Source organism: Algibacter pacificus, from assembly GCF_008033385.1.
GTDB lineage: Bacteria > Bacteroidota > Bacteroidia > Flavobacteriales > Flavobacteriaceae > Algibacter > Algibacter pacificus.
Genome location: NZ_VOGY01000005.1, coordinates 186,670 through 212,181, shown reverse-complemented (window position 1 = coordinate 212,181; position 25,512 = coordinate 186,670). Strand labels below are relative to the sequence as shown.

General features: G+C 33.4%; 21 protein-coding genes. All 21 read right to left on the bottom strand.

From position 1 onward, the window contains the following. On the bottom strand, positions 1 to 2,640 hold the full coding sequence (locus FQU21_RS09675; protein ID WP_147677794.1) for a DEAD/DEAH box helicase: 2,640 nt from the start codon (positions 2,638 to 2,640) through the stop codon (positions 1 to 3). A gap of 3 nt (positions 2,641 to 2,643) precedes the next feature. Continuing rightward, the gene (locus FQU21_RS09670; protein ID WP_147677793.1) at positions 2,644 to 4,377 is read right to left on the bottom strand and encodes a site-specific DNA-methyltransferase; all 1,734 of its coding nucleotides are present in this window, start codon (positions 4,375 to 4,377) and stop codon (positions 2,644 to 2,646) included. 7 nt (positions 4,378 to 4,384) lie between these two features. Further along, positions 4,385 to 5,347, bottom strand: a complete 963-nt coding sequence (locus tag FQU21_RS09665) for a 5'-nucleotidase (RefSeq protein ID WP_147677792.1) — start codon at positions 5,345 to 5,347, stop codon at positions 4,385 to 4,387. Further along, complete coding sequence (locus FQU21_RS09660; RefSeq protein ID WP_147677791.1) at positions 5,348 to 5,545, bottom strand: helix-turn-helix domain-containing protein; 198 nt, start codon at positions 5,543 to 5,545, stop codon at positions 5,348 to 5,350. Positions 5,546 to 5,658: 113 nt separating this feature from the next. Next, positions 5,659 to 7,239, bottom strand: a complete 1,581-nt coding sequence (locus FQU21_RS09655; RefSeq protein WP_147677790.1) for a type IV secretory system conjugative DNA transfer family protein — start codon at positions 7,237 to 7,239, stop codon at positions 5,659 to 5,661. A gap of 5 nt (positions 7,240 to 7,244) precedes the next feature. Beyond that, complete coding sequence (mobB, locus tag FQU21_RS09650) at positions 7,245 to 8,276, bottom strand: MobB family relaxase (protein WP_147677789.1); 1,032 nt, start codon at positions 8,274 to 8,276, stop codon at positions 7,245 to 7,247. Positions 8,277 to 8,314: 38 nt separating this feature from the next. Then, complete coding sequence (locus FQU21_RS09645) at positions 8,315 to 8,713, bottom strand: BfmA/BtgA family mobilization protein (protein WP_187269359.1); 399 nt, start codon at positions 8,711 to 8,713, stop codon at positions 8,315 to 8,317. Positions 8,714 to 9,117: 404 nt separating this feature from the next. Continuing rightward, a complete protein-coding gene (locus FQU21_RS17435) occupies positions 9,118 to 9,291 on the bottom strand; it encodes a hypothetical protein (protein ID WP_179354348.1) in 174 nt (57 codons plus the stop codon). 35 nt (positions 9,292 to 9,326) lie between these two features. After that, entirely contained in the window at positions 9,327 to 9,707 is a 381-nt protein-coding gene (locus FQU21_RS09640; protein WP_147677787.1) for a DUF6876 family protein, read from the bottom strand. 77 nt (positions 9,708 to 9,784) lie between these two features. Next, entirely contained in the window at positions 9,785 to 10,138 is a 354-nt protein-coding gene (locus FQU21_RS09635; RefSeq protein WP_055436643.1) for a single-stranded DNA-binding protein, read from the bottom strand. A 626-nt stretch (positions 10,139 to 10,764) separates the two neighbouring features. Further along, on the bottom strand, positions 10,765 to 11,310 hold the full coding sequence (locus FQU21_RS09630; RefSeq protein WP_147677786.1) for a hypothetical protein: 546 nt from the start codon (positions 11,308 to 11,310) through the stop codon (positions 10,765 to 10,767). A 16-nt stretch (positions 11,311 to 11,326) separates the two neighbouring features. Continuing rightward, positions 11,327 to 11,488 (bottom strand): hypothetical protein, encoded by a 162-nt coding sequence (locus tag FQU21_RS17430; protein WP_179354344.1) that lies wholly within the window; start codon positions 11,486 to 11,488, stop codon positions 11,327 to 11,329. A gap of 258 nt (positions 11,489 to 11,746) precedes the next feature. Then, positions 11,747 to 13,543 (bottom strand): ParB/RepB/Spo0J family partition protein, encoded by a 1,797-nt coding sequence (locus FQU21_RS09625; RefSeq protein ID WP_147677785.1) that lies wholly within the window; start codon positions 13,541 to 13,543, stop codon positions 11,747 to 11,749. A 388-nt stretch (positions 13,544 to 13,931) separates the two neighbouring features. After that, on the bottom strand, positions 13,932 to 15,800 hold the full coding sequence (locus FQU21_RS09620; protein WP_147677784.1) for a P-loop NTPase fold protein: 1,869 nt from the start codon (positions 15,798 to 15,800) through the stop codon (positions 13,932 to 13,934). A gap of 89 nt (positions 15,801 to 15,889) precedes the next feature. Continuing rightward, positions 15,890 to 17,845, bottom strand: coding sequence for a heavy metal translocating P-type ATPase (locus FQU21_RS09615; protein WP_147677898.1), 1,956 nt, complete (start codon positions 17,843 to 17,845; stop codon positions 15,890 to 15,892). Between the two features lie 31 nt (positions 17,846 to 17,876). Beyond that, entirely contained in the window at positions 17,877 to 18,371 is a 495-nt protein-coding gene (locus FQU21_RS09610; protein WP_226543850.1) for a methyltransferase family protein, read from the bottom strand. 153 nt (positions 18,372 to 18,524) lie between these two features. Beyond that, the gene (locus FQU21_RS09605; protein WP_147677782.1) at positions 18,525 to 18,941 is read right to left on the bottom strand and encodes a Fur family transcriptional regulator; all 417 of its coding nucleotides are present in this window, start codon (positions 18,939 to 18,941) and stop codon (positions 18,525 to 18,527) included. 2 nt (positions 18,942 to 18,943) lie between these two features. Beyond that, a complete protein-coding gene (locus FQU21_RS09600) occupies positions 18,944 to 20,149 on the bottom strand; it encodes an efflux RND transporter periplasmic adaptor subunit (protein ID WP_147677781.1) in 1,206 nt (401 codons plus the stop codon). 4 nt (positions 20,150 to 20,153) lie between these two features. After that, on the bottom strand, positions 20,154 to 24,488 hold the full coding sequence (locus FQU21_RS09595) for a CusA/CzcA family heavy metal efflux RND transporter (RefSeq protein ID WP_147677780.1): 4,335 nt from the start codon (positions 24,486 to 24,488) through the stop codon (positions 20,154 to 20,156). Positions 24,489 to 24,611: 123 nt separating this feature from the next. Further along, the gene (locus tag FQU21_RS09590) at positions 24,612 to 24,923 is read right to left on the bottom strand and encodes a DUF6660 family protein (RefSeq protein WP_147677779.1); all 312 of its coding nucleotides are present in this window, start codon (positions 24,921 to 24,923) and stop codon (positions 24,612 to 24,614) included. 129 nt (positions 24,924 to 25,052) lie between these two features. Next, positions 25,053 to 25,493, bottom strand: coding sequence for a heavy-metal-associated domain-containing protein (locus FQU21_RS09585; protein WP_147677778.1), 441 nt, complete (start codon positions 25,491 to 25,493; stop codon positions 25,053 to 25,055). Between the last annotated feature and the right edge of the window lie 19 nt (positions 25,494 to 25,512).

Sequence of the window (25,512 nt, the reverse complement as noted above, 5' to 3'; positions counted from 1 at the left end):
TTACATTCCGCTTATTAATTCCTTCGCCTTGTCCAACGTAAATGCTCCCTTAACATCATTCTTGTCAAAAACCATAAAATAAGCAAAGTCGTGTCCAGCTTGTCTTTCCCATTCGTTTCCGAGTCTGCATTTTCCTTCGCTATCAGAACCATCCAAATGGTCTCCTTTCGTTTCTATCAAAATTGTTTTTCCAGATTTAGTTCTCAAAATAAAGTCAGGATAATGATTGGCTTTAAATCCGTTAATGTAAAATCCTTTTCCTCTTTCTAAATTTCTATGCCAAAACTCAATATTTGAAGAAGTTCCAATTTCCATTATCACTTTTTCCTCAAAATTGTTCATTGTTCCTTCTTTTTCATACAATGAATTACCGATTGAAGAACCAACTTTTCCAGGAACGATTTCCTTTCCTAATTTCCAGTTTTCTTTTGCAGTTATACGCTTTGATTTAATCAAATCCATAAATCGGGTTTCTGCGTAATTGTCAGAAAGTTGTCTAATTTTAGCTTTTATTTTGTCTGTATAACTCCATTTTCTAACTAAAATATCACGCATTTGTTCTGCGTTCATTCCGTTTAATATTCTACCAACATAAACTTTTATTTCTTGGTCTGGAATAGGATACATATTTCCAATAATCTGCATTATTTGATGCGTTATATCGCTTATTTGGGCATCTTTTGGTTTTGCCAAAATGTATTCTGCAATTGGGTCTTTTACTTGACTTTCTTCAATTTTTACCCAATCTGGTGTGTAATTATCTTTTACAGTTTCTGTTAAATCTACTTTGTATAAATCGGACGATATTTTGTCAAAATCTATTTTAATATCTTCATCAGAAAGTTTAAAATCCTTTAATAAAGATTCTCTGTTTAATAATTCTTCGTCTGTTCCAAAGATGTCGCTTGCTGTTACTTTTAGAAAAAATTGAGGAAAATCTATTTTATCAATAATTTCCTTATTTGTTTCTTTTACACGATAACGTTTTACTTTATCTCCCATTTCTTGAAAAATATTTTCGTCAACAGGTTGTTTTCCCTGTTCCTTTATTTGTTGTTCTAATTCATTATTTTCTTCTTTAGAAATTGATTCCATTTCTTGATTGAAAGGATTATTTTCAATTTCTTCTTCACTTGCATTTGGGTCAAATGATATTCGCTTTTTATCAATCGTTTCTTCTTCGGTTTCTTTTTGTTGTTCTGGAAATAGAAAGGATTCAACAGGATTTACAACCTCTGTTTGTTTTTCTTCTTCTGTCATTTTATCCGAAACTCTGTGTTCATTTCCACTAAATCCAGATGCTTTTAAACCTTCAACAATACTTTGTAAAGTTTCATTGAATTTTACCGAAGCTGTAAGTACATATGAAAGGTTTAATTGAAACGCTTTATGTCTTTGAACGTATGGTTGGCGTAATACTCGACCTAAAATTTGCTCAACATCTACTGCACTTGACTTATCAGCTAATGACGCTAAAATGTATGCAAATGGACAATCCCAACCTTCTTTTAAAGCGTTAATTGTTATGATATAACGAACTTCGCAATCTTTACTTTGTAAATCTGGTATATTTTTAAGTTCGTCAATATTGGCAGTTTTTATTTTGATTTGATTTTCTGGAATGCCTAAACCCAATAATTGTTCTTTTAATTTTTCAAAAGTAGTGTTGTCGTCTTTTGTTTTAGGTTGTGCTTGAAACAAAACGATTGGTCGAATGTATTTTCCTCCATCAGCTTCTTCCTTTTTTGCGAGAATTTCCAATTTTCGTTGTAGATGCAAAGCATTATTTATAACCTCTGTCTTATCGTGATTGTTGTAAACGATAACAGGAAGTTTAACCATATGTTCCTTTTTTAATTCTATAGCAGGAACTAAACTCACAATATTGCTATTGTCTTTTGGTGTTGCTGTTAAATCTAAAATAAAAGATGGGTTTAAGTTTTTGAGCATTTCTATGCTTAAATCACTTTCTGCATTGTGGCTTTCATCAACTACCAAAACTGGATGTAAACTTCTTATTACATTTATTAGAGCTGTGTCGTCAACATCTTCCAAAAGGTGCTTTCTGTTTGCATATTGAGGAACAAAAGATTCTAATTGCCCGTTTTCTTGGTAAACCTTTCTGTCTTCCTTATTTTTTGCTCGTAAACTGGCAAAACTTAAAACAAAAATGCTCAACTGTTCTTTTACAACTGTTGGATTGAAATTTGAACCTTGTAGCAAATCTTCTTTTTGGTAAATCTCAACTTTGTGATTGAAAAGTGCATTTAACTTTTGGCGATATGGATGTTCTGGACTTGATAAAGCATTTACGGTTTGTTGTAATAAATTACTCCAAGGAACTAACCAAATAACTGCTTTTGTTTTGCCTGTGTCGTAGGCTGAAAAAATGGAATGCAAAGCATTTACAGCAATAAAGGTTTTTCCGCCAGCAGTTGGTACTTTTATACAAACGTGGGCTGATTTTGGAATGTTATTTTTATAAGGTTGCATTCCTGTATTATCTAAAGGATTATATGGTCCAATTTTATCTTCCCAATACTGATTGAATGCAGTTGAAACATTTTTATGTTCTTGAACATATTCCAAATATTCTTCAAGATTTTCTATTACTTTTTGTTGGTAGCTTTTTAGTTCCATAATTTAAAATCTTGTAATGTCTCTTGGTATTTTTTTGAAAATTATGTTGTTTTTTGCCATAAAGTCTTTTGGTAGCAAACAATTATCTGCGTAAACAACATATTGTTCTCCTTTCATTTTTATAAGTTCTAAAGCGTCAAAATCTAAAGTGGTTAGCTTGTTTTTTTGGTAGATAAAGTAATAGACCGAATCGTCTTTTTTACCTAAAAAGTAATTAGTTTCGCTTGTTTCTGTAAAAGGTGTTCTAGTTTCTGAAAACCAAATGTATTCACGAATTTTTTCTATACCAACTTGTTCGTTTAGGTTATGGTTGTTGTCAAAAAGAGGTAAACCTAATTCGTAAAAGTCAAATGCGCCATCAGTACCTTCAACTTTTTTACTGTCTTTTCCATAACCTTTGGTAACTCGTTTTACTCTTTCGGCAGTTATATCATTTGCATAATCTTCCATTTCTACCAAAATGAACTTCCTATTACCATCATCTTGTTTATTAAGGTTTAAAACAGCGTGTGCTGTTGTACCAGAACCCGCAAAAGAATCTAGTATGATTGCATTTTTGTCTTCAAAAGAATTAATGAGAAGTTCTAATAAATTTACTGGTTTGGGATAGTCAAATTTTCCTTTTCCAAATATGTTTTCTAAATCTATACTCCCAGAACTTTTTAAGCTAATAATTGACCGAAGTAAAAAATCCTTTACTTCATAAAGATATTTTATGGAACTTGGTTGAGTATTTTCATCTTTAGCAAACCATATTTTTCCACATTTATAAGAGCCATCAGCTAGTTCTTCTATGCTTTCATAGTCTAAATACTCGTCAAAGGTTTCTTTTTTCCAACGCCAACCTCTGTCTGGTACTTTACAGGGTTTCTTTGTAACAGGATGAAGAATATCGAATGTTGGTCCATAAGTTTGTCCATTTGGCCAACTTAAATTTATCTTGCCAAATAAATCATAATTTGAATCTAGGTTATTGTACAAAGTTATACCTCTGTCATATCCATTTTTTTTGAAAAGTTTATTTAGTTCCCTTTTTGTTTCTAATATATCAGATTTCTTTTTTTTGTGTTTTGAAACTAAGTCCAATACATCATCTAAACCTTCTTTTAATTGTACAAACCTGTGCTGGCTTGACTTTTCTTTCGAGTAGAGTAATACATATTCGTGAATATTACCAATGCCTTTGTCATTTTTTGGCACTCTTTTGTTCCAAATTAGTTGTTCAATGAAATTATTTATACCAAATATTTCATCTAGCATTAGTCTCAAATTGTGTACTTCGTTTTCATCAATTGAAATAAAAATTATACCATCATCCGATAATAATTTATGTAATAATTTTAACCTTGGATACATCATACATAGCCATTTGTCGTGTCTCGTCAAATCGTCCACTCCAATTGATGCGACTTTGTCATTTTCTTTGGCTTTTAATGTTGCGTTTAGCCATTTCTTTATTTTTGGATGATTTACATTATCATTATAAGTCCAATTTTCTTTACCAGTATTGTAAGGTGGGTCAATATAAATGCATTTTATTTTTCCTTCGTATTCAGGTAATAAACTTTTTAGAGCTTCTAAATTATCTCCTTGTATAATTTTGTTTCCGCTTTCGGTTGGTTTGTCTTGTTCTCCTTTTTCCGAAGTAAAACCATATTTGTGTTCCAAAACTCTATAAGGCACCTCTTGATGATGGCTTATAACTTTATCTTTTCCTATCCAATTGAGTGTTGGCATATTAGTTTTATTTATCTTTTTTTTGTTCTACAATAATTTCCTTTTCGTAATTCTTTAAAATGGAATTCGATTTATATAAAACTCTACCACAAGGAATTTTTTTACTTGAATCACTTAAATGTGTATGTTGGTCATCAAAAAATATATGAGCACCAAAAGCTTCTAAAACTTTTTCTTTTGGTAAACCACCCATAAAATAAGCTTCATCAACATATACATTCCATTTTCTCAAAGTTTTAATCACTCGCATATGACTCGGTGCGTTACGTGCTGTGACTATTGCAATTCTTAAAGGTGAAAGTTCTTTTTCAATTGGAAGAAAGTCTTGAATATCTGACAACTTCCTTAAAAGCACCGCAAAAGGCCCATCGTTTAATGGAACATCCTCATTCTCTTTTTCGTGTTTATGAAAAGCTTCTATATCTTTAGTTTTATAAATTATTTCAGACTCTTCAGAAAAAACGACCGCATCAGCATCAAAAGCAAATTTCACTCTGTCGGTTTCAGGTTCAAAGTTTTCTGGTGGGTCGTAAATTAATGCAGTTGCACAATTTGCTGTATCCACTATTTTTTGAACATCACTTTCGTCACGTGAAAGAAACAAGTCAATATCAAAAGCATCTATAAATGGTGCAAGTGGTTCTCCACCCGAAAAAGCCCATCGTGTTATTGGTAAATCATAATGCTCGATTGCTTTTAATACTCTTACACCTGTTTCAGGACTATTTCTTGACATTACAACAACCTCGACAATTGGACTCTTTTTGTCTACGTGTGTGTTGAGTTTTAATAAAGCTTCAACCAATGGAAACGCAGTTCCTTTTTCAAGTAACTTGTCTTCATTTGCTAATTGGAAATCTCGAAAGCCACGAATATTTTTTTCTCTAAAAATTTGCTCTTCTTCCTCTAAATTGAAGAGTGCTCTAGAAGAAACACCAACTACTAATATTTTTGAAAAGTCTACAGGCATTTATTTTTCTTTATTTGATATTATCAATTCTTTCACGTCCACATCTAAAATATTGGCAATGTCCATTAAGGTTTCCAATCTCGGTTGTCTTTTATTTTGAGCGTAAGAGTGCACCATATTGTAGCTCTTTCCCAATTGTTCAGCCAACCAGATTTGTTTTATTCCTTTTTGTTCTAAAACCTCTTTTATTCGGTTCATTTGGGATTTTTTTAATTCAGTTCACTAAAGTAAAGAACATTTTCAATATACTCACTAAATGAGTATTAAAATTATCATATGAATAATATATAATTGGCAAGGCGCGAATTGTTTTACTTAAATATAGACCGCGCCTCATCATAAACCCGTTCAAAATTAGCTTCTAAATCAGCTTTAGAAAACTGTTTAGTTTCATTAGTAAGTTCCCTTTTAATTTCGGCTAATTTAAACTGTACCATCTTATCCCTACCATCGGCATAAGTGATAAACTCGCCCTGTTTCAACCTAAAAAATAAGTCCGCCCGAATCTTTGGGATTTCCTTTTCGCCCGTAGTAATGCGCGTATCAAAATCAAGGTTATATCCTCGACTGATACTCTTGGTTGGGTCTTTAATAATTTCAAAAAAGCGTTCGTAATATTTTGCGGTGTCCGGGTCATTGACCTTTCCGAAAAACTGATAGGATAGGTTACTCAAAATCGCCTTACTTGCTTTATCCCCATACATCATATCGTTCTGTATTTTATCCTGCATCACGTAAATGGTTGAGATGTTATAACTACGTAATGTTGCCGGAATGCGGTGCATATTCAATAAACGAATTGTAGGTGCTTCTTCCATTAATAGAAATGATGGTTTTGAGTTTCTCACGCTCATTTGCTTGGTAATAGTGTGAATTATTGTAGCAATTACTGGTGAATAGGATGTTTCAAATTTTGGGTTGTTGACTATTGAAATTACTGCTGGATTTTCTTCGCTATTGATATCGAGTGGCACTTCATCTGCGGACAATGCCATAAAAATACGTTGTGTACTAATTCGTTTGAGCGCATTGGCCAAGGTGCTTTTTACACCAGCAGTCTGTCTTTCAGAATCTTTGCCACTAATAAAAGCATCTGCCATCGCCCTTGAGGTGGTGTTGGTTTCCAGAAACTGGATTAGGCTTTTTGTATCAAGAAATTGATAAACAGCTATCAAATGGGGTAACGTACAGTATTTTGGATATTCCGTTTTTAATTTCCAAATCAATCCACCAATCAAACCTTCCGCAGCATCGTTGAAGAATTTTGTTGTTCCCGTAGTTCCGCTTTCTCTTTGTTCTAATAGATTTTCGATTAAGACCCTTGAAACCTCATTAACGCTTTCCTCGTTCTCTAAATAACGTGGCGCAATAGGATTTACCCTATGGATGATTTTATCGAAGGAAATGACCTTAAACGGAATATCGCTATCCTTGAAAAGTGGATATGCCATTTCGGTCAATTCAAAATCTTTGTAATCGTGAATGATTCCGCAAAAGCCTTCTTTTTGGAAGTGTTTAAGAAATCCGTAAACGACACTTTCGGTTTTTCCGCTTCCAGCGGATCCGATGACGGATGCGCCACGTTTAATATTATCTAATTTGAAATTTCCTTTGGTGGTCGCAAAGTTGACTTGGTATTTACTATCTCCGTTTTGCGAGCTTTCTGTTTTATGCAGAAAAACGTATAGTCCTGTATTAATTAATAGTAGCGGACAAACTAGATACAACAAAATGAATGTTAATTCATTTCCAGCAGCAACATAGAATACGAGAAATGACAGTATTGCGATATTCAAAAGAAACGCATACTTACTTACCCGAAACATCGCATAGAAAACAGTAATGGTAAAACCAATAATTGAAAGTGTCGTTATGATATTATCTATCTGCATACTACTTATATTCCGATGGAACTTGATTTAATTGCTATTTCTGCACCACGTCTTAACCGTTTGAAAATCCGAAATGCGATTTGTGTTTGACTAACTGGAATACTTGGCACTATCGGCAATCCCGTTTTTGTAATCATTTTGAAAGCCAATGCCTTTTCATTTGCTGGTAATTTCATCAAGGCAGCGAAATAGAGATTGGGATTTTTTACAAAATCTTTTCGTGCTTTGTAAGTCTCGGCAAAATTGCGTTTGTACCCAAAATTCTTATCGAAGGACTTTTCTGCTCTTTCAAAAAATTTGTCTCGGTCAAAACCTCGTTTTACGGTTTCCCCATTCAACTTCACATCGGAAGCTTTGTATTTGCTTCCGGGTGACAAACTGAATCGGTTTGATGCATCCTTTCGGCTCACTATGATGTGGATGTGACTTTGGTTTCCATCTTTAGCCATTCCCTGGACAATTCGTTTTCCGTTTTGTTGATGTGGTGCTTGCCGTTCCAGTTTGGCGATTTCCTTTTTCATTTTTTTGATATTCCCTTCAGCTCGTCCTTCTTGAATATTTCTAATTTCAGTTTTTAGCTGAAGTATTTTTGTGGCAAAAGGTTGGTTCTTTTTTACCTGAAAATCCGTCCCTTTAAATGTGCGTTGGTGTTCGACTTTCGCATAATATTTTATGTCGTCGATAATGACAGGTCGCCCTTTAATTTCTCTATTAAATGAAGCCACATAATCTTTCATCAGCTCGCGAGTATATCTTTTTAAATCTTCGCTACTGTTCTGAAGTTTTCGCAATTCATATTTTGAAGGGCTCACGGTAATTGAATAGAATCTTGGCTCGTGCTTTTCCAATTTTGCGGTATTTCCATCTATTTCTTTGACTACTTCTTCAGCGGAAATTTCATCGCCATATGGATTGAAAAAATGTTCCATTTCGTGTTGTTCCAATCCTTGGTTTTCCTTCTCTAAATAGCCAACAAAATCTGCTGAACTTTTGGAAAAGTTACCGCCCATTTTTTGAGGTGTGATTGTGATGTACATAAGCTAAATTTTTAAAGTTCATTGTTGGTGTTTCGCTTTTACCGCTTCGCTCTCCCTTTGGTCGTGAATCTCGCAGACTCGATTTCGCGAAAGCGTACTTCCTTCTTTTCCTCAACATATTTTTTTTCCAAAATGAGCGGCTTTTTTTTGGGTTCGTCCATTACAAAAAGGGATTGCAACATTGCAACCGTAGGTTTGGTTTGGGTCTTTTCCACGTCTCGCATTATGGCGATAACTGCATTTATTCTTTTGAGTAACTTGGCTTCGATAGTACGTCCTGTTGGTCCCAGTTTTTCCTTTGGGGATATCTCATTATAGAGGAAAAAATCAAGGATATTTTCCATCGCTTCGGTGTGCGTTTTAAAGTGCTTTTTGGAAAATCCCTGAAACCTTTTTGCAGTTTTCCGTTTGAACCTGATAGTGATGAATGAGTCCATTTTCTTTCGCTTTTTTAAAGATTTGACGTAAATCCATCCCTGTTTACTGGTGTTTCAAGACCATTTGACGCAAATCGATGGATTTTTTATATTTACTTTATTTTTAAGTGCTTAAAAATCAATAGATTAAAATGAAAATAGAATAAGTAACGCGGCGCAGCCCGTTACCCTCTTGCTATTCCTTTTCGTCCAGCTCGCTGGACAAAAAAAATACCATTTCATCCAAAAATGTAATGGCTTTTTAACGATTGCTAATTGTAATTCAATTTTTTAAGAGTGTTATTCTTGAAGTTTAAAAGTATCTTTAAGGAATGGCTCTTTTTGTTGCAGAATATAAAATAACATGACAAAAAAAACCTCTAAATAATTAGAGGTCCTGGGTTAATAATTCAATTATAAATCTTCTAAATGTTAAAAACATAACTATAAGTGTATAAATTTTTAATCATTTCTTCGTCTATCAGGCTATCATAATCTGCGCCAGTTTCGTCAACATACTTTTTAATGGAATCTCCATAAAGATATGTAACGTGTTCTCTTGAAACTTGTAAAAGTTCCTCTTGCTTTTCCGAACTCAAATCTTGAAATTTAATATAAATCATATCTCAAAAATTTAATATTCACTTGGAAGCATCAGCGTATTATCTACAAAAAATAATCGCAATTCATCCAAAGGAAAATCGGTTACATTATATCGGTGCGTTTCAAAAATTTTATCATTTCCATCGCTATAATTAATGATGGCTTCGCATTGCTTTTCAAACTGTTCCTTTTCAGAAAGTCGTTTAAAATCGATGGTAATAAATTCACTTCTGTTCGATAAACTTTTTGCAATTACGGATACATCTGTAATCAACCAAAAGCATTCCGCTTCGTTGGCTAAATATTTTAATCCATCTGTAAAACGAGTTCCAATTAATGGAATTTTAAAGAACATTTCTGTACCACAAAAATGTTGCAAATCGGCTTTTATTTTGTTAACTTTATCATTCATTGTAATTCTATTTAATAAGATTAATAATGAAAAAGAGAGCGCATCTTTCCACAGGAACGCTCTCTTTTAATTTTCAATTATTCCGTAGCGTTATCGCCTTTAATTCCTAAAAGCAAGATTTCATCTACGACCACTTCGGTAACGTATCTTTTTTCTCCCTCTTTGGTTTCATAAGAGCGTGAAGTCAATTTTCCCTCTAGTGCTACTTCTTTTCCCTTGCCTACATACTTTTCTACGATTTCGGCAATTTTTCCCCATGCTACAATATTGTGCCATTGGGTGTTTGTCACTTTTTCTCCATTAGAATCTTTGTAAGATTCATTGGTTGCGATTGAAAATTTTGCAACTTTCTTTCCGCTTTCAAGGTTTGTGATTTCTGGCTCGTTCCCTACGTTGCCAATTAACTGTACTTTGTTTCTTAGAGTACTCATAATTAAAAAATTTAAAGATTAAAATTTACCAATCTGAACCATTCAGAAAGGCTTTGTTATTGATTTACTTATTATATCCAGAGCGTTTTCCTTTTTTTGTTTTTTTAACTTTTGTTCCGCTTCCTTTTTATTGATTTTGTAAGATTTCATAAGATTCATTTTAGATTTACTTCCCATAGAGCCGACGCTGTTACCTTCTTTTTGTTGCTTAGTGCTTTCGATATTCAGCTTTGTTTAGACATATAAAAAGTGCGAGGCACGAGCCTGGTTATGCTGTCGTTCAAAGCTGAATGTTGTTATTTTGCTGTCAAAAAAAGGTATGACGGTGTTGGATTACGGAAGTGATTCTAAAGTCGCTGTGAAATACAATATCATAGGAAGTGGAACAAAATGCAAATACATTTTTCCTTAATTGGCGGACTTGATTCACGCTTTTTACTAGGAATGAAGTGTTCCTTTCCAGAGAAGCGGAAAGGATTAACGGAATGGAAAGTCAAAAGTGTGGATTAGGTCCAAGACTTTTGTTAATGAAGCTCTTTTTCTGGAATGTAGTTTTTACGGAATGGAAGGAAATGTGCTGAATGGGATAGTAAAATAAATTCCCCTCGTAAATTGAATATTTATTTTTAAAACAGCTTCTCTTGAATATCTAAAATACCATCTTCTTTTGAAACTTTATTCTTTTTCAAAATACCCTTTAGAGCTTTTCTTCGTTTATCATAAATCCATAGTCTCAGATTTTTTAAGAGTCCTTTTTCATAATCAGACAGTTCTTTTGGTGCTATTTCAGTCATAACTTCTAATTGTCCATTGTTTGTAGACTGCATTGCATATTGAAGCCCTAGCCATGTATAAATATTTACCCATTCTGTTTGCATAGGTGCTTCATAAGTTCTTGGCATCATATAGGCTAAAGTCTCTGTAAGCGATGCGATTTTATCTCCTGTTATTGAGCAAATTATTCGTGATAATTTGATTCTACCGAGAATGTCTTTTGGTATGGTATCTTGCCATGCGGATTTAAAAACAATGATTGGACTGGTAAGGCAATCCATAAAATCGAAAACGAAATCACTCTTATCCTTTTTAGTTGGTTTTACTACTTTTTCTTTTGCTGATATCGGCTTACATTCAAAACCGAAATCGAACTGAACTACTTTTAAATTTTCCATGATGTAAGATTTTAAATTAAACGCTATCTAATAATACTTGATAATTCACAGGATGCTTTTCTCTGTAATAAGCTAAATGACTTTCTCCACTATCGACATCGTAATTTTCACTACTTAATTGATAATGTTCTTCTGCTTCTTGTAATGTCATGTCGGGTTTTTCGGATACTTGTTTCATAATTCTAAGATTTTTTGATTAAACAATATTTGAGCAGTACCTAAACGGAAGCTAAAATCACAGCTCAAAAGGAAACGGAATAAATAAGCGTTGGATGATGGGTAGGCTTTATGCCGTAGTCTTTTGATGGGTGTATTTTACGAGTTTACCTTTGCGCTGATATTGATTGAATACTTTCTACTTACCCATTTTCATGAACGACTATATAAAAAAATAAGAGCCAGCACGAATGCTGACCCTTACTTCCAACAACAAAAGCTAATCGTTTAATTCCTGAATTTTCTTTTCAAGATTTCCTATTCGCTCTTTCAAACGTGTTTCACGCTTGTTTCTCTCTTCTACATATTCCTTTTCAATATTGGCAATTTTGGTTTTATAATACCCTTGCATCGCATTATAGAATGAAATGTTCGTTAAGTTATTAACGTGATTGCTTTCGCCAAAATGTACTTGCTTGGCAAGAATGTACCGAATCAACTTATAAAAGGTTTCTTTTTTGAAATTCTTTTTGAAGTTCTCGACAGTTTCCACATCAGTCTTCTTAGATGTGTTGCCCAATAATTTCGAAAAGTGTTTTTGTCGACCTACATAATCCACATTGTTTTCAAATACCGTTAATGAGAAAGCCACCATTTCATCTGTTGAAAGTGCTTTCTTCTTTTCAATATAATCGGTTTGGCGAATCATCTGAACCATATCCTCAAACTGCTTGTTATGCTCAATGTGTCTTTTACGAATTTCTCTTTCATTGATTTTTACAATTTGTTCTTCAGGTGTACAATCCGCCATTTTTCTATTGGCCATTGGTTCAGAATATGTAGAATTTTCAGTTTTTGAATCTTCTTTTATCTTCACAAAAACTACTTTGTGTACATACGTTTTTGGATGAAACATGATGCCATTTACAAATCCATTTTCTTTTGCGGAATTGTGTGTTTCCATTTCTTCCTTGTAATTATCAACCGCTTCTTCAAGTTCAGCTTTCAGTTCGTCTTCAGAATAGTCGTAATGTTGGTATTCTGTCTTAATTGCTTCTATTGTAGGCTCAATTGGCTCTTCGATTATTTCAACATCATCCAGAAGGTAAACTTTCAATCCATTTTTTTCCAATTGCGATATAATGAGTTGGTTACTTTCGTCATTTGCCCAGTATTTGCGAATTTCAGGAATCAACAACACATTCTCTGTCTTCGATTTATCAATCAAGTTCAAAAACGACTTACTTTTCTTCGTTTCATAACAAGCTGATTTTGTACACACCATTTTACCATCGCCGAACAAATTGCCTTGATTTGCTGCGTTGAACGGACATGTTGTACAAGCACCAACTTTAGTAATCAATTTTTCATCGACTACATCAAAAGGTGCATTCTCTAAATCATAGGTCTGGTTTTTAATCATCTGATTAATTTGATGTGCATTAAATTCTTCTCCCATTGTTTCCAGCATCATTTGCTGTTCTTCTGGCTCGAAAAGTGCAACACCTGCTCCTAACGAAATAGTCATTTCGCCATTACGAACAAACACTTTAAAACCTTCAATTAGACCTGCTAATTTTAAACGTTGTCTTACAAAGTTTTCTGTTCTTCCCAACCGTTTTGAAATCTCCGTTGGCGAATATTTTTCACTTAGGAATGCTACCGCCTCGGCTTCTTCGGTAGGCTCAACATCTTGTCTTTGCAGATTTTCAATAATTTGAATTTCCAAAACATCATTATTATCATATTCCCTTACGATACTCGGAATTGTTTTCTTTTTCGCTAATTTGCTTGCACGATACCTACGTTCTCCCATTACAATGATGTAATCTTTTCCAGATTTTCGGACTGTAATTGGTTGTAGGACACCGTGTTCTTCAATGCTTTCAGATAGTTGCTTAAGTGCTTCCTCGTTAAAGGATTTTCTTGGTTGCATTGGGTCTGGGATAATCCTTCCAATACTTAGCTCTTGAACTTGAAGTCCAATGGCTCTTTGTGTCAATTTCTTTTTGACCTCATTTTTAACGGTGGTTTTTGCCTTTCCGTTTTTACTTGTAGTACTTGCTGTTGTTGTCATAATACTTAAATTTTAGATTAAACAATATTTTTGCAGAACCCAAACGGAAGACAAAATTTCTGCTCAAAAGGAAACGGAATAAATAAGTTGGGGCTGAAGAAATGGCTTTATGCCGTAGTCTTTTGATGATAATATTTTGCGAGTTTATCTTTGTACCAATATTGATATAGAAATCTCTCCTTCTTTTTTAAGCGTACGCTATTTCAAGGTTTTATATTGGGAATGTAGTTTTCCTGCTCCCGAAGTTTCAGGATTTGGCAGGATCAAGCGAAGTGGAAATCTAAAACTTTGGAATTGTGTCCATGACCTTTGATAGTGAAGCTCTTTTCTTGAAATGTAGAGCAACGAAATGTAGGGAAATCTGCTGAGTGGCTGGTTAACTTTTAGGTTAGATACCTAATTTCGCATCATCTTTTTTTAGCACTTCACATGTACCATTTAGTAAAGTTTCTAACTCCAACCATAAAAATTTACGTAGAGTAGGAATTTCATCTTCCTTTAAATGCTTTTGAATAGAAAGACGTAATTGGTGCAAACATTCGTAGTCATTAGGGTAGAACATTGTAACATTATTATGCTTATATCTTTCTTTAATTTCATTACTAAATAATGTTATGTACTGATTTGTATTTTTCTTTAAAGCTTCAAATAAAACCTGACCATCTAAATGAGCTATAAAATCTTTGTTGAATTTTTTATCTTTAAAAAGCTCATTTAGTTTTTCATATTCCTCTTGAGCAAGCACCTCAATAAGTTGATTACTTTCCTCTATAATTAACTCTTTATCAAGTGCTGTATGAAGCTCTATAATTTTATCTCTTATAGGTTGTACAATTGGATTACTTACTTCAAAGTGAATCATGTTATCGTAAAATCTACGGTCTATTTCCTTTTTTTTAGAAGCAATCTCAATACCTGTGAATAGCTTTTTTTCTATCTCATCATTAGTATAATCTATTAGACCTTTCTCTGCAAAGAAATGATAGAAGCCAGATAACTGCTCATAAGAATACATACTGTAAGCTCCTTCTTCTAAATACTTTAATACATCTGTGGTATAGGTTGTAAACTCATCGTCTGTAAATTTCCTAAAATTGTAACTCATAAGATTGCTAAAAGCATCTTGTTCCTTTGTCGGTTGTTCTGGTTTTCTTTTTTCCAATTCTTTAGATAGCTTATCCACATTTAAATAACCTGATAGCACATAAGTGTAAACACTCTCATAGAAATGATAATCTTCTAATCTGTTACTTACATACTTTAGATAAAATGTTTCCGCATAAGTTTTTTCCTTTTCGGGCTCTTTCTCTTTCTTCTCGCTTAAAATATTGACCACTAGTCTATCTGACTCCAATTCTTGATACCAGAAATGTGTTGTATTACCGAGTGCTTTATAGTCTTCAGATTCGTTAGATTTCAAAAAGCCTCTTTTAAATTCAACAGAAAGAATAGCTGTTAAGAACAGTAGTTCTTTTTTTAGTTCTTGTTCAATATCAATAGTGCTTTTGAAAATATTTTGAAGGCTATCTAAGAAGAATGAAATAATCCTAATATTATCTTCTTCTTGCTCATCAAATATTCGGAATATATAGTTTTCGTTCTTCTTTAAAAATAATAAAAAAGCGTTATCATTTTCATATTTATTAAAGAGCTGCGGAAGTACACTTTTAAGTTCAGGCTTATAATTTAATACTCTTCCTATAACTTTTTCTTTAATGCTATAGTAATTAGTTTTTTGATTTTCATCTGTCTCAAAAATTTTGTCTTCATCCGCTAGGATTAAGCATTTAAGATTTTTGTGTTCTACAAAGCCATTAATAAAACCTAGTAGCTCTTTCATTGGTATTCTACAACGTTCTAAATCATCGAAACAGATGAATTTCTTAGAGAAATCAAAATTATCTACACCAATGCCTTGAAACAAATCAGATGGGTCAACCTTGATAAAAGCTTTACTAGCGGATTTTATAAGATTACCACTAATTGTTGCTAACATTTTTAATGTTTTGTTTTGTGCTTTATCAAAATACGGTATGAGTTTAAAGAAAAGTTGTTTTTGTAACGCATCTATGGTTTTTATTCCATTAAGAGATATGTAGATGGTATCAAGATTCTTTTTTTGAATTAATGGTAATAATGTGTCTTTCCAGAAAAATGTTTTTCCTGTTCCCCAACCACCATTTAGAAGTAAGGCATATTGGGTGTTTTGCGTTTCTATATACTCTACAACTATTGAAGCTATATTTTCGGAATTCATTTAAAAAAGATATTAGCTCTACAAGTTAAACAATAGTATAAGATTAATTTATAAAAATTAATCTTATACTATTTATCGCTTTAATTCTTTTAATCAGCCCATTTCATGCGCTGCAATCTTACAGCATTTAATATTGCTAATAAAGCTACACCTACATCCGCAAAAACCGCTTCCCACATTGTAGCCAAACCACCTGCGCCCAAAATCAGAACTATTACTTTTACTCCAAATGCTAAAACAATGTTTTGCCAAACTATTTTTCGGGTGGAACGACCTATTTTAATTGCTCTGACTACTTTTGAAGGTTGGTCAGTTTGAATAATAACATCTGCTGTTTCAATCGCTACATCACTACCTAATCCGCCCATTGCGATTCCTACATCGCTTGCTGCTAAAACTGGTGCGTCATTAATCCCATCTCCAATAAAAGCAATCTTATTATTAGGGTTCTGTTTTAAAATTTCAACTTCATTTAATTTATCTTCTGGTAGCAAACCTCCTTTGGCATTTTCAATTCCTAATTCTCTTGCTACTTGTTGAGTGATGGAATCTTTATCGCCAGAGAGCATCATAATGTTTTTAATACCTACTTTGTGCAATGTTGTAATTGTTTCTTTTGCATCCTCTTTTAATTCGTCTGCTATCACAACATAACCAGCGAACTTATTATCTATTGCTACTAATACTATGGATTCTACAATAGAATCAGTTTCAGTTGGAACATCTATATTATTGGCAAGCATTAAGGCTTTGTTTCCAACTAAAATTGTTTTACCATTTACAATCCCTTTTAAACCTTTACCTGCGATTTCAGAAACGTCTTTAGCTTCAAAATCTTCTCCGTCTTCCTTATACTCCATTATGGCTTTTGCGATAGGATGTGTGGATTGCTCTTCCATAGCCATTAAGTACTTCATAAAATCAGATTCTTTCCAACCAATAGCCTTTACTTCTTTGATTTTAAAAACGCCTTTGGTAACAGTTCCAGTTTTATCCATTACCAACGTGTTAATTTTGGTCATTGCATCTAAAAACGAAGCTCCTTTGGACAAAATTCCATTTTTTGAAGCTGCTCCTAATCCGCCGAAGTAACCCAACGGAATGGATATTACCAAAGCACAAGGACAGGATATAACCAAAAATATTAAGGCACGATACAACCAATCTCTAAACACATAATCATCTATAAAAAAGTATGGTAAAAATGTAACAGCAATAGCCAAAAACACTACGATAGGTGTATAAACTCGTGCAAATTTTCTAATGAACAATTCGGTTTTAGATTTTCTCGCTGTGGCATTCTGTACCATATCGAGAATTCGAGCAATTGAACTATCCTTAAATTCTTTTGTGGTTTCAATTTCTATAACACCATCCATATTAATACTGCCTGCAAATACTTTTTCGCCTTTTGCAATCGTATCAGGTTTGCTTTCTCCTGTCAAAGCCGCTGTGTTAAATGAACCTTTTTCGGAAAGTAGAATACCATCCAAGGGAACTTTTTCTCCCACGCGTACTTGAACTTTTTCTCCAATTTCAACCATTTCTGGACTTACAGAAGTGTAATCATCATTGCGATAAACTAAAGCCTCATTTGGTCTTACGTCGAGCAATGCCTTAATGTTAGATTTCGCTCTGTTGACTGCTGCGTTTTGAAATAATTCGCCAACTGCATAAAACAACATTACTGCAACGCCTTCAGGATATTCGCCAATAATAAATGCACCAATTGTGGCTATCGACATCAAGAAAAATTCTGTGAAAACGTCGCCTTTTTTGATACTTTCCCAGCCTTCTTTTACAACAGGGAATCCTACTGGTAAATATGCTATACCATACCATCCAATTCGTAACCAATCATTAAAAAATGCAACATTAAAATAATCTAAAGCAATGCCAATAATTAGCATTGTAAAACTAATTATAGCAGGTATATACGCTTTAAAAATATTGGTTTGACCACTATGGTCGTGACCATCATCGTGACTGTGTTCTTTTTCAGAATTTGGTTTGATATCTTTTAAGTTAAGTTTCTTTTTTTTCATCATTAATTTAATACTTCAAATTTAAAATTGTTTATATCCACCTTCTCACTTTTTTTGCATACTCAAAATAATCCTTTCCAAACTCTCTTTTCAAAAATTCTTCTTCTAACCTAATTTGTGTATTTATACTTATAGTTGATAATGAAATTATCAATAGTGTAAAAGCATTTGGAATGACCAAAAACAATCCCATATTCGCAATCATAATTCCTAGAAAGATTGGGTTTCTGGAAATTGAAAATAATCCTTTAGTTACAAGTTTTGTCTTATTTTTTTCATCAATTCCAATTCTCCACGAATTAGCCATATGTGATTGAGCAATCCAAACTACGATTAGAGAAATAATTAAAAATCCCCAACCAATTATAGATAAAATTTCATTTTCTATATACCAAAAAGGAAGTAAGTATTTATACCACTCAATCTTAAAAGCGTAAATACCAACAATAATCAACTCAATAAACGTTATAGCAGTAAATACCTTTCCATTAAAACCATGAGCATCATCAGCTTTATTAAAGGTCAATGGATTAATGCCTGTTTTACTTTTTAACAACAATGACCTTACGACAAATACGAGCAAAAAGTAAACGACTTGAAAACTAAATAGCAACATCGATTTTTTATTTTGATTATTTACAACAAAAATGCTTTAAATATCTATGCAATGGAAGTGCATTTATTGACCACTACACTTATCACAAATCCCTTTTACTACCAAGTTTACATTTTCTGAAACAAAACCGTCAGGCACTTTAATTTGAGGGATTTTATGTTCTGTTAAACAAATGGTTTCATTACAGTTATTACAATGAAAATGCAAATGCAAATCGGTTTCAATCTCGCAATTACATCCCTTTTCACATAAAGCATATTTTGTAATTCCTGTACCATCGTCTATTTGATGTACAATATCATTTTCTTCAAACGTTTTTATTGTTCTGTATAAAGTTGTTCTATCTGCTTTTTCAAAAGCATTTTCAATATCACTCAACGTGACAGCTACTTGGTTCTCTGCAAGGAACTTATAAATCAATAAACGCATTGCCGTTACTCGTATGTTTTTTGACTCTAAAAATTGTTCTATTGTTTCCATAATTAATGTGCGTGTTCTGCTTCGCCCTTTTTCATTTCAGCAATTAAATAATATGCATTATTATAAGCAAATTTCATGGTTTTATCTTGCTCTTCAGTAAATTGAACAGCAATCCAATCGCCATCTTTTGCCCCTAAAAGCACTTCAATAGGTTTAAAACTCCAAGCTTCATTTTCTCTTTCTACGGAAAAAACATAAAATCTATCGCCTTCTTTTATAATAGCACTTTCTGGTAGTGCATTTGTTTCTGCATTCTCAACTTGAATTTTACCTTGTATATACATTCCTGGAATTAAATTACCTTTTTTGTTTTCAATTTCAGCGTGTACGTGAAGTGCTTTAGGGTTATCTTCAAAAGTTTTACTTACCGAGTAGATTTCTGCTGTGAGCTCTTCGTCTGTATTAGATTGTAAATTGAATATCACTTTTTGACCTTTTTTAACTTTATAAACGTCTTTTTCGAACACCATTAAATCTGCGTGAACGTGATGCGTGTTTACAATTTCAAAAAGTTCAGTTTGTGGTTCTACATATTGTCCTATTTTAACTTCAACTTTTTGTACAAAACCTTCTATTGGACTTCTTAATGATATGCTTTGAGCAATTGTTCCATTTCGTACTGATGACGTGTTTATGTTTAATAGTCTTAATTGCGCTTCCAATCCATTTACCATCGCTTTAGAGGCATCATATTCCGCTTCTGCTTTTTGAAAATTTGCACCAGAGCCAACTCCTGCATCATATAATTTTTGTTGACGCTCATAGTTCTTCTTTAAAAAATTACTGTTGCTAAAAGCATTCAAATAATCAGTCTGCATTTTTATAATATTAGGGTGCGATAAATAGGCAACTACTTGATCTTTATTAACTTTATCGCCTTCAATTACTTTTATAGATACCACATTTGCACCAACTACAGACGTAATAGCCGCTTCGTTTTGTGGTGGTACTTCCAATGTGCCATTAGCTTCTACATAACCGCTCATATTACGCAATGCTAAGGTGTCTGTTTTCATTTTTAAGGCATCAAACTGTTTCTGTGATAGCATCACTTCTTCTTCATCACTATGAGCTTCTTCAGCTTCTGGCTTTGCATCTTCATTGTGAGCATGACCATCGCCTTCTTTGTGGCTTTCTTTATTTCCACAAGCAACAACTAAAAGTGTAACTGTTAGTAGTGCTAAGATTATATATCGTGTGTTTTTCATTTTCTTATTTATTAAAATATTGTAGTTGAAATGTACTTCCTAAATAATTTATTAGTGCTTCTTGAGCTTGTAATTCAGATTGAATAGCTTCTTTTATGAGTTGTGTAAACCCTGTATAATCTATCTCTCCTTCTTTATAGGCAAATAAAGCACCCACTTTTTGTTCTTTCACAAGTGGTAACACTTCATTTTTATAGAAAAACCAAGACGTCTTCCATTTTTGATAATTCTCTTTTGATTGTAGAAACTTGGATTGTAGGTCTTGTTTTTTGAACTGAATGTTCGTTTCTGCAATTTCCTTATCGATTTTTGCGGTTTTAACTTTCGCTTTATTAGTACCTGACAAAAAAGGAATTGAAATACCTGCTTGATAGGTGTAAAACCCTGAATTTCCATTTACGTTTTGTAATCCACCTTGAAGATTTAACTTGGGTAAATTATCTGCTTTGGCAGCCTTATATGTTGCTTCTGCTTCTGTTACCTGTAATTGTGCTATGCTATTTAAGGGATGTTCTTCTAGGTTAAACGTATTAACATCAATGTCGCTAGTAATTTCAAAATCATTAGGAACCGTATAGAATGTATCAGAAACCAGCCATAGATTTAACTGTTGTAATGCAATAGCATAGTCACTTTTTGATTGCATAAATCTATTTTGAATCTGTAAGGCTTGATTTTTAGCTGCTGAATATTCTAACCTTGAAATAGCTTCTACTTCAAAATTCAATGCTACAGCTTTTTCAAAATTGGTATATATAGAATCTAACTCTTTGTATAAATTATAATTTCTTTTACTCTGCAAGGCATTTGCCCACGCCTTTTTCACTTCCAATTCTAAATCTAATTCTGAAAGCTGAAAAGCCTTTTGAGCTAATTGAATGCGTTGTTCTTGCAATCGCTTTTTTGCAGAAATACCAAACACATCAATATTGCTTTGACCAATTCCTATAGTAGTATAAATACCATTTCCATTATTAACTTCTTCGCCTCCTGTAAATATTTGGGTCGTACCAAAATCATAAGCTGTACTTTTTAACTGCTCTTGTTTTGTGATTTCCAATTGCTTTTGCTTTAAAATTGGATAATTACTTTTTGAGAGTTTTACAGATTCCTGTAATGTTATTTCGGGAAGTGTGTCGCTTATCTGTTGTGCATTACTTTGTGCTGAAAAGCCAAACATTAACAGTAAAACTGCTGTTGTTGTAACCAACTTTCTATTCGGTTTAAACTTAAAAGATTTGTTTTCTACCCAATGGTACAAAATGGGTAACACGAACAACGTAAGTAATGTAGAAGTTAATAATCCACCAATAACGACAGTTGCTAATGGTCGCTGCACTTCTGCACCAGCTGATGCCGAAATTGCCATAGGTAAGAAGCCTAAAACATCTGTAAAAGCAGTTAACATTATAGGTCTAATTCTTCGTTTTGTTCCTTCTATGATTCTATCCTTAAGATTGGTAACGCCTTCTTCTTTCAACTCATTCAGCCCGCTTATCATTACCAGACCGTTAAGAACAGCGACGCCAAACAAAACAATAAAACCTACACCTGCTGAAATACTAAATGGCATATCCCTTAACCACAATGCTACTACACCACCAATGGTTGCCATAGGAATCGCGATGTAAATCATTAAGGTTTGTGGCAACGATTTTAAAGCAAAATAAATAAGTACAAAAATGAGTAATAACGCAATTGGAACTACAGTTTGCAATCTGTTACTTGCACGTTCTAAGTTTTCAAATGCACCACCATACCTAATAAAATAGCCAGTTGGTAATTCAAGTTTAGCATCTAACTTTGATTTAATCTCGGTTACTAAAGATTTTACATCACGGCCTCTTACATTAATACCAACATAGGTCCTTCTGTTTGTATTATCCCTGCTTATTTGCATTGGGCCTGCTTTGTAGCTTATATCAGCAACTTCACGAAGTGGAATTTGAGTACCAGAGGGTAAATTGATATATAAATTTTGAACATCTGAGATATCCTTTCGGTTTTGAGAATTTAATCTTACCACTAAATCGAATCGCTTTTCGCCTTCAAAAATAATTCCTGCTGTACCACCTGCAAAAGCCGATTGAACAATTTGATTTAAGGTGTTTATTTGCAGTCCGTATTGTGCTAATTTATTTCTATTGTAGGTAATGGTCATTTGTGGTAAGCCTGTTGTGGCTTCGGCTTTCATATCTCCAATACCTTCTGTACCTGCAATAATTTGAGATATTTCTTCTGCTTTTTGAGACAGTACATTTATATCTTCTCCATAAAGTTTTATAGCAATGTCCTCTCTAACACCTTCTAGTAATTCGTTGAAGCGCATTTCGATAGGTTGTGTAAATTCATAGTTAACACCAGGAACGATTTCAACCGCTTCTTTCATCTTCTCTATCAATTCATCTTTTGTAGTGGCCGTTGTCCATTCGCTTTTTGGCTTCAGAATTACAAAAACATCAGCCAAATCCATTGGCATTGGATCTGTTGGAATTTCGGCAACACCAATTCGACTTACAATTTTCTCTACTTCTGGAAATTTTGCTTTTACAATTTGTTCGATTTTTGTAGTCGTTTCAATAGTTTCAGTAAGGGAACTGCCAGGTTTTAAAATAGCGTGAAATGCAATATCGCCTTCATCGAGTTGTGGTATAAATTCGCCACCCATTCGTGTAAACATAAAGACTGCAATACCGAATAGAACAACAGAAACACCTATTATTAGTTTTCCTTTTTTTAAGGCTTTTTCTAATAAAGGTTGGTATTTACGTTCTACCCAATGTACAAATTTGTCGCCATAAGATTTTTTGTCTGACTTTGGTGCTCTTAAAATCAAAGCAGACATCATTGGCACATACGTCAAACAAAGAACCATTGCACCAATCATTGCAAAAATGAAAGTCAATGCCATTGGTTTGAACATTTTCCCTTCAATGCCTTCTAATGCCAAAATAGGAAGGAAAACAATTAGAATAATTAGCTGACCAAAAAAGGCAGCATTCATCATTTTTTTTGAAGCATCTGATGCAACACCATCACGTTCTTTAGATGTCAGTTTTCTTTTCTTTAATACTTGTGATGCTATAAGAAAAACGGTGCTTTCTACAATAATTACAGCACCATCTACAATAATACCAAAATCTATTGCTCCTAAGCTCATTAAATTAGCCCAAACATCAAACACATTCATAAGGATAAATGCAAACAACAACGATAACGGAATAGTGGATGCCACTATTAAACCACCTCTCCAATTTCCTAATAAAAAGATGAGTACAAATATTACTATTAATGCACCTTCAATAAGGTTTGTTGCTACAGTTGATGTAGTTTCTGCTATTAACTTACTTCGGTCTAATAAAGGTTCAATAATCACACCTTCTGGTAATGACTTTTCTATTTGAGCCATTCGCTCTTTTACATTCTCAATAACATCGTTTGAGTTTGCTCCTTTAAGCATCATTACCAAACCACCTACAACTTCTCCTTCGCCATCTTGTGTTAATGCGCCATAACGAATAGCTGACCCAAATTGTACTTTGGCAATGTCGCCAATAGTTATAGGAATATTATTGGTGTTTTTTACTGTGATTTTTTTAATATCATCCAAACTACGTACTAAGCCTTCGCCACGAATAAAATTAGCTTGATGGTTTTTTTCGATATATGCACCACCTGTATTTTGATTGTTGGCTTCAAGTGCATCAAATATGTCTGTTATTGTTAATCCTATTGCACGCAACTCATTTGGGTCGACTGCTACTTCATATTGTTTAATTTTTCCGCCAATAGCATTAACTTCAACAACACCTTCTACCATTGCCATTTGACGTTGAACTATCCAATCTTGCATGGTGCGCAAATCAGTAACCGAATATTTGTCTTTATATTCTGGTTTGACTTTAAGTGTGTATTGATAGATTTCCCCTAGACCAGATGAAATAGGACCCATTGAAGGTTCTCCGAATCCCTCGGGAATTTGTCCTTTTATGTCGTTGAGTTTTTCAGCGACTAATTGACGTGGCAGATACGTTCCCATATCATCGTCAAAAACAATGGTAACAACTGATAAGCCAAAACGAGAAATGGAACGAATTTCTTGAACATTAGGCAGATTGCTCATTGCAACCTCTACTGGATAAGTAATAATTTGCTCAATATCCTCTGTTCCTAAATTTGGTGCTTGTGTAATGACTTGTACTTGGTTGTTGGTAATATCTGGAACAGCATCGATTGGTACTTGAGTCATACTCCAAATACCTGCTCCAACAATGGTAAGCGTAAGCAAACCAATAATGAATTTGTTATTGATTGAAAAATCAATGATTTTATTAATCATAGAAAATGTATTAATTCAGTTAAACTTCTCGATATAATTCTAAAATGAAAATTAGAATTACTCGAAATGAAAAGAGCCATAATAGGCTTGAAATTGGATATAGTTATCCTTAAAAAAACTGAATTAAGCCCTAGGTGGCTGTAAAATGGAAGTAGTAAAATCTTTTTCTGTACCGTTTAAGTAAAGAAAATCTTGAGTAGATATATAAGGAAAATTAAATTTTAAATCTGCAAATTGAAAATATGTTGCATTTATATGGCAACATTGGCAAATACAAAAAGGCGAACATAAATCTGAATCTTGGTGCTGATGGTCATTGTCCATGCCTTGTGAAATCTCAGTTTGCACCTCATTATCAAGCGTAGCATTATCTTCGCAAGGCGCTAAATTAAGCGCGAAAATATAAATTGATAATATAAAGGCTAAAAATTTCATCGTAGCAAAGATATGCATTATTTAATGCAATGGTGTTGCAAATAACGTAGGCATGTAACTTTTATAATAGAAGAGCCTTAATTAACAAGGCTCTTCTATATATTATTATTATTATTATTATTATTATTATTAATGGTCATGGTCTGAATGACCCTCTTCCTTTTTATCTCCTGATTGATTCATTACCATATCATGTTCATATTTACAACATCCTGGCAGATTACTATATGCTTCTTCGCTTCCTGCTACTTTTTCAGTATCATAACCTGATGCTGCAATTGCGTTATGGATTGCCATTGCATCTGTTTTAGTATCGTCAAAAGACACGTCAATTTTCTTTTTATCGACATCCCATGTTGCATTTGCCACACCTTCAACTTTGTTTGCAGCTTTTTCAATGGTTTTTTTACACATTCCGCAATTACCTCTAACACCAAAAGATATATCCGCCATAGCCATGTCTTTAGATACTTCCGTTTTTGTTTCTGTTGTTTCTTGCTTGGTTTCGTTTTTACAACTTGTTAAACCTATAGCCATTACTACAGCTACACTTAAAATTACTTTTTTCATTGTTTTAAAAATTAATTGT